The organism is Halorubrum ezzemoulense DSM 17463 (assembly GCF_002114285.1).
GTDB lineage: Archaea > Halobacteriota > Halobacteria > Halobacteriales > Haloferacaceae > Halorubrum > Halorubrum ezzemoulense.
In genome coordinates this window covers 1-6,199 of sequence record NZ_NEDJ01000112.1, presented here as the reverse complement: position 1 = coordinate 6,199, position 6,199 = coordinate 1, and the positions used below count along the sequence as shown (strand labels likewise).

The window sequence follows — 6,199 nt, the reverse complement described above, 5'->3', positions numbered from 1 at the left end:
CGCGCTGAACCGCGGCTTCCACCTCCCGAATCGCCGTGTGAACGGTTTTGTAAGCGCGACCGAGCAGCGGCGCAATTTGGTTGATACTCAGCAGCGTATCTGCGTAGAGAGTGAAAGCGAGAAGCACTTCACCACAGGAGAGGTGCTTCTCGTGAAATGGCGTTCCATGGGTGTACACTGGCTTAAATTCGCAATTACGACACCGAACTCTGTCGTGTTTCTCCCACGTCATAATGCTCTGGTGACCACAGCGAGGACAGGATGTATTCTCCCAGAACTGCTTGAGCCGCCGCTCGATGCGGGCATCGAGCGGCTCGGTGTTGATCTCGATGACTCCGAGCTCGATCAACTGCCGAAACATCCCGCCAAACGCTGACTCAGTGGAAGACATATCTCCCGATTACTGGCGACTTAGTGTAATCATACGGGCTTTCCGTGTTTCTACATAAGAGCGTCCGGTCTCGTTTCTACATAAGAGCGAGTCTGAGCAGAGCGGCTTTCCCGGACCACACGGATCGGTGTGTATGGGCGAGACCTTCCGGGTCAACTGCCCGGGCTGTGGAAAAGAGAAGGGCCCGATCACGACGCACCCCGGCACTGTCGGCATCCACTGCTCGTGCGGGATCACCGCAACCGTCGACATCGGTGCGCAAGAAATCGATGAATGGTGGGAGCGGGAGAACTGACCTGTTGCAACTCTAGCGAGGCTCGGATGGTGCCCCGACCTCGGGGGCAAAAGCGAAAGCAACACCGTACCGGGTGATGATGGCTCGAACGAATGAGTGCCCCGTCACTCCCGACCGGCTACGACGTCTCCAAGCACGTCCCAGCTGGCCGCCGCAACTGCCTGCTCACGGTCGGGTTCGACCAGCACCAGCAACGCATCCCACGCTTCCTCGTTCAGCTTCACTATCGCGTCGCGGCCGACCCAATCGAATGGACGGCGATCGCCCGGATGGACCACAACGAGACGTCGGCACTCGGGCATGACGTGTACCGCGAGGGACTCCATGTCGGCGTCGTCCGCCGTTCGCAGCCGACTGTTCACCTCCAACTCGCGCATGCGCCGCTACCGATAAGTCGAGGAGCAGTTATCCGCGGCTGTGCCAATTACCTCAAACGTGAGGCTGAGTACTTCGTCGATGTCTTCGAAGAGCGTCGGTCGCCAGACCGCCCACCGTCGTGGTCAGATAGTGGTGAACCGACACCCACGTTTATTCGTTCGCGCCGGGTGGAAGAAAACATGAGCCGTGAAGCCCCGGCCGACGCTGATCTGGTCTCGGACGAGGAGCTCAGCGAGCTGCTTGCCGATGCTGAGGGGATCACGCCCGAGGAAATCGAGCGCGGCGCTGCCGAGCTCGATATCGCGCCGCCCGAAGAGGCGACCGTCGTCGACGTCGACGAGTAACACTACTAGCTCGATGTGTCTTAATCACTAAGCAACAGCTGTAGCTGGACCCATTAACTGACGGCCTTGTCCTCGGAAACAACTCAACTCGGCTCTACGACAGCTACTGTTGATAGCTACCTCTCTGGAGATTCGCACCGAGGTTGTTACTCATCTTTGACCATTGTCTTGTTGGCACTATTGGACCCGGAATCGGAGGGAAAGACGTTCTACGAGGATTTTACGTTATCGGCCGAACTGGAGAGTGATTCACAGAGGATAATGAAGGCAGCGTTCACGGCGTTTGAACCTCTAGTGGAGAGTGGAGCGTCTGCGGCTGAACTCTCTTTTCCATGCTCACACCGTCTCAGCCGCCATTTTCGGCCGATAAAGTGTTATTTTCTTAACATTAAAAGCCGAGGGTAAATGAGTGGCCTATCCTGCCTAGCGCGATTATTCCTGCTGTTGCGGGATGTGTAACACGGCCTCCAGCTATTTACCAGAGAGAGAACGACTTCCGATATGGAACGCAAAGCGCTCGCAGCGCTCTGCCTACTGGCGCTGGTGGCGCTCGCAGGCTGCTCAGCAACGGGATCGGTGTCGATGGAGACCGCAGACGATGCGGAGATAGCAGAAGCCGCCAGCCGGCCGGCTGTCGTGGACAGTCCGGCTCCCGACGACCGGAGGGTGGTCCGGGAGGCGATCGAGAATGGCTCGGGGACAGCCACAGCTACCGATCCGCCGGTCAAACGGGGACTGCCGCTCGCATATGGGGGCGGCTACTACGAGATCGACTGGAACGTCACCGGCACCGGGCCCGGGACCGCGTTCGCCGTCGGCGTCGATCTCAACGGGACGGCGCCAGCCGACGAGACAGTTGACTTCAATGAACTCTCCGAGCGTGACCGCCGGCTTCTGGGTAATCTACTCACAGCTATGAGCGAGCGCGAGTCCCGACTCAGGCCCGGCCCCGAAATCGCCATTCCCGAGGAGTACACAATGTCAGAAACCAACGAGAGCGTGTTGCTGTCCGGTGAGTACAGCGCCGTTCGGCACAACGGCACCGTCTACCCCTTCGTGCTGGAAGAACGTAGAGAGGTGACGTTGACCCGGTACCGTTACACCGCCAGCAGGGTCGCCGACAGCACTAGCGCGTACGCGCAGCAACTTCGCGATGAGCACCTATTCAGGCTGTCAGGGCTCTCGGAAGCCGAGCGGTCGGTGGTGAACGAGGCGATCGACGGCGTCTATTACGCCGAGGACACCGACGACGAGTCATTCCAGTCGCTAATGGACCAGTTCTCGGCGGAGTCGGCGATTGAGGCTGACAGCTACGATGGCACCTGGCTGGTGCGCTACGATGGGGAGGTGTACACCGCGGACCTTTCGTACGGGGGGTTTAACCAGAGCGAGCGGCCCGTTACCGGGTCATAACGGCTCCGCCTGCTCAGGGTGCCCACTACTCGGACGGTGCGCGACATCAAGGTCCCAGCGGACGCTTTTCGCGACCTACATTTACCTCGCCGGCCTCACCGTTGTCCATGATTGAGTAATACCCGTCGCAGGACGTATTGCTCTCGGTCAAGTTGTCACAGGATATCTCACGGTCGGCCAGCACCGTCTCAAAGCATTCGAAGTGATCGTGGGCGACCGTGAGCTATCTCTTGAGGTTCTGCGCTGCCGTGAGTCTCAGTCTCGCTCTTGTGTAGAGCTGCGGAAAGACGATTTTACATTTTGTACACCTGCCGCCGTCCAGCGATCTGAGTCCTAGTTGGCGTAGTTAATTTGCTGTGGGTAGAACTCAACGGCCCCTTTCCGTGTTTTTACGTAGAAGCGCCGGATCTCGCTCAAGCGCAGCCGTTGACACAGTCCCAACTACGTCGGCAATACTCCAGAGTCGTACTCGGTCATCATGGCGATCAGTTGCTCAAACACTTCCTCAGAAACGGTGAGACTGGTGTATCTGTCCGACGGCGTTACCAAATTGCGGCAAATACGGATCAGCCTACGGTACGATGTTGACCTCAACTAGGGTTAAATCTCGGAAGTACAATTAGCCAATACAACGTGCTCCGTCGAAAAGTGGCGGTCAGTCTCTTACGTCCCATGTCCTAGTTCACACGCTCATAATATAGCGGCTTTCTATCGGATCAACACAGCAGATTGTCGGTGTTTCTAGGTCTTCTATCCCGTTTCTAACAATGTGTTATATGACATTACGAGACCACAATATCTAACATCTAATTAGTCATTAGTTCACGCCATGGTGGTACTCAGATGGATTTGAACAAGACTGACCAGCTGATTTTAGCAAAGCTCAGAGAGGGGCGATGTACCCCCCGATATTTAGCCGATGAACTCAACCGAAACCAGTCATACGTGAGTCAACGACTACGACATCTTCAGGATGAAGGACACGTCGATCGTGTACATCGAGGGTTGTACCGCAGTGCTGCCGTTGACTCATCTCATGTTTCAGCTGAAGATCTGGTTGAATCGTATGAGCCAGCGGAATTAGTGTCCTCAGTTACCAACTGTAGTCAGCACGATGCTACTACTAATGAAGTGTTTCCAAAGCCGTCATCACTCTCGATCGAATTCGGTACCGATGATGTCTCGACCGTAGTTTCACGTGTCTGTCAATCTGGAACGAGCGAAGAGCAACAAGTCTTGGAGTCCATCTTTCGCGATATCTTATGGACACTCATTCAGGATGGCCAGATAACGAGCAAGGAACTGCGCGCAAAAGTAAACCGTCTAACTGATATTGATGTCGTCGACCTTCGTGATATTCATCAATATATGATTGAAATAAAGAACCGACTTACAACCCACCCCCAGATTACTTTGAAACGTAACTTACCGTCGCAGAAGATAATCTATACTCGCGAATCACCTGTCCTCCGTATATAATGGCAGACCACGTTCAGAATGAAGCTGACCGTGGTGAAAGAGACACTCAGCCCGATTAATGTAGACATCGTCAGGCCGAAGTTCCAGACAAACAACACGCCCGCCCCACACTAACCCACTCGTGAATACACTAGCACCCCCGGCCATCTCCCACACGACTCCTAACCTACGCCTGTCTCACTCTCAACGCAAAACTATTGGACGACTCTCTTCAGGCTCACTATTCACTGGTCGTTTGAGGTACAAGAAGTGTGTCCTATACTCGCTCATTACCATCGAATCTCTCAAACTCGGAATCACACTTGCGAGAGCGATATCATCGAGTTGCTGTTTCGACCCAGCGAGATGCAATCAGTTTCTGCTCCCAATTCCCCCGCTTCAGCGATTCCTAACGCAGAAATGGAAAACGACCCCCCGACTGTCGACGCAAAAATGACTCACAAATGGAGTGCGACCCCCCGACTGTCGACGCAAAAATGACTCCCGAATGGAGCGCGACCCCCCGACCCTCAAAACTAGGCTAACACACGAGTAGAACGCAACCCCTCGACGAAGTATTCTCAGCAAGCCACACCAATACTGACTCTCTAGCTCTCAGCTATCGAAGACTAACTTGTGCCAGCGTCCTCACACCCCACACCTCCCAAGTCAGCCTCACTCCTTTCGCGATAGCTACCGGCTCGATCACCTCACTACTCAGTGCTTCCTACCACATTTAGTATGATTTTCACAGCCCAACCGACCCTGTAAATACCAGACAGCACCGGGATTGCGGTAGTCCGTATATAGTTTCGTAAATACCAGACGGCACCGGTATTCGGCAGGTGTATATTAATTAGCAAGTCCCGATCGCATGACCTCCTGGCATTTGCCTATTTACCAGACGGTAGCGTGATACGGCCGTCTCGTATATAGTCTCGTAAATACCAGACGGCACCGGTATTGCGGGGGTGTGTATTAACTCTCAGAACACGAGGTGCGACGCGCGAACCACCATCATAAATACCAGACGGTGGCGTGATACGGCCGTCTCGTATATAGTCTCGTAAATACCAGACGGCACGGGGATTGCGGCATTCTGTATATAGCCGGTGATCTTGATTCAAATTCCCCAGTAATACCAGACGGCGTGGCGATTGACACCTCCTCTATTAATTTATGTATTCTATCTGTCTTTTCCTGTAAATACCAGACGGCGGCGGGATTACGAGGGTTCGTAAATAGAATCCCAACCACAAATACAGCTACACACGTTCAGCCATCCGACGATAGTGCTTTAGAGACGCTATCAAACAACCTCTGGTTGTCACACATGTTCAGCCGAATTCACACAATTAGGGTTCAGGGCAGATGAAGTTCAGTGGATAGTCGCGTAGCGAAGGAATCGGGGCGGAGCCAAGTAATGGACGAGGGAAAGGGGGAGAGACGGGAGGCGGACAAGGCGAAGACTATCAGAGATATGATAGTGGATGGAACCCTGAGTGAGCGGCGCGGCGGACAGGGGATGCGAGGCGATGAACAGGGACCGACGACAGGCGACGGAACACCACCAACGTCGACGGCGACGGGAGACAACCGACCACTCGAAACGACGACCGAACCCGACGAGGCTGACCGACGATCGATACACCGAGAACGCGGACCCGACGGTCGACGACGGACCACCAGCTGATCGATAGCACCCCAGGGGCAATTGACGACACCAACACCGAAACTGGCCCGGCGGCACCAATCCGACGAGCGACGACGAGGACTGACTCGGAGAGGACACGGATCAACGACGACCGGCGGCGACCAGCAGAGACCAGACCGACGACTAGGAAGCGACAGGGCGACCTCGAACACCGACCAGCATCGAGGACGGACCAGCACCAGCGACAACGAGGGGGACCACCGAGA

General features: G+C 55.2%; 6 protein-coding genes and 1 pseudogene. 6 read left to right on the top strand and 1 reads right to left on the bottom strand.

Annotated elements, in window-relative coordinates; all coding sequences use genetic code 11:
* On the bottom strand, nucleotides 1–391 hold a 391-nt coding region (locus B9H04_RS17110), incomplete at its 3' end, for a transposase (protein ID WP_455583616.1).
* Nucleotides 392–524: 133 nt separating this feature from the next.
* On the opposite strand from B9H04_RS17110, the gene B9H04_RS18915 reads away from it, so the two are divergent.
* The 6 genes and pseudogenes from B9H04_RS18915 (at nucleotide 525) to B9H04_RS18405 (ending at nucleotide 5,972) form a co-directional block, all read left to right on the top strand.
* The gene (locus B9H04_RS18915) at nucleotides 525–686 is read left to right on the top strand and encodes a hypothetical protein (RefSeq protein WP_155120073.1); all 162 of its coding nucleotides are present in this window, start codon (nucleotides 525–527) and stop codon (nucleotides 684–686) included.
* Between the two features lie 92 nt (nucleotides 687–778).
* Nucleotides 779–1,102 (top strand): annotated as a pseudogene (locus tag B9H04_RS19775) (DUF7718 family protein); the annotation flags it as partial.
* Between the two features lie 141 nt (nucleotides 1,103–1,243).
* Nucleotides 1,244–1,408 carry a hypothetical protein gene (locus B9H04_RS19320; RefSeq protein ID WP_248648708.1) on the top strand — a complete coding sequence of 55 codons (165 nt, stop codon included), beginning with the start codon at nucleotides 1,244–1,246 and terminating at the stop codon, nucleotides 1,406–1,408.
* Between the two features lie 501 nt (nucleotides 1,409–1,909).
* Nucleotides 1,910–2,821 carry a hypothetical protein gene (locus B9H04_RS17100; protein ID WP_248648707.1) on the top strand — a complete coding sequence of 304 codons (912 nt, stop codon included), beginning with the start codon at nucleotides 1,910–1,912 and terminating at the stop codon, nucleotides 2,819–2,821.
* Between the two features lie 843 nt (nucleotides 2,822–3,664).
* Nucleotides 3,665–4,300: a winged helix-turn-helix domain-containing protein gene (locus tag B9H04_RS17095; protein WP_080508724.1), complete on the top strand. Its 636-nt coding sequence runs from the start codon at nucleotides 3,665–3,667 to the stop codon at nucleotides 4,298–4,300.
* Between the two features lie 1,402 nt (nucleotides 4,301–5,702).
* Nucleotides 5,703–5,972 carry a hypothetical protein gene (locus tag B9H04_RS18405; RefSeq protein WP_139835145.1) on the top strand — a complete coding sequence of 90 codons (270 nt, stop codon included), beginning with the start codon at nucleotides 5,703–5,705 and terminating at the stop codon, nucleotides 5,970–5,972.
* The last annotated feature ends 227 nt before the right edge of the window (nucleotides 5,973–6,199 follow it).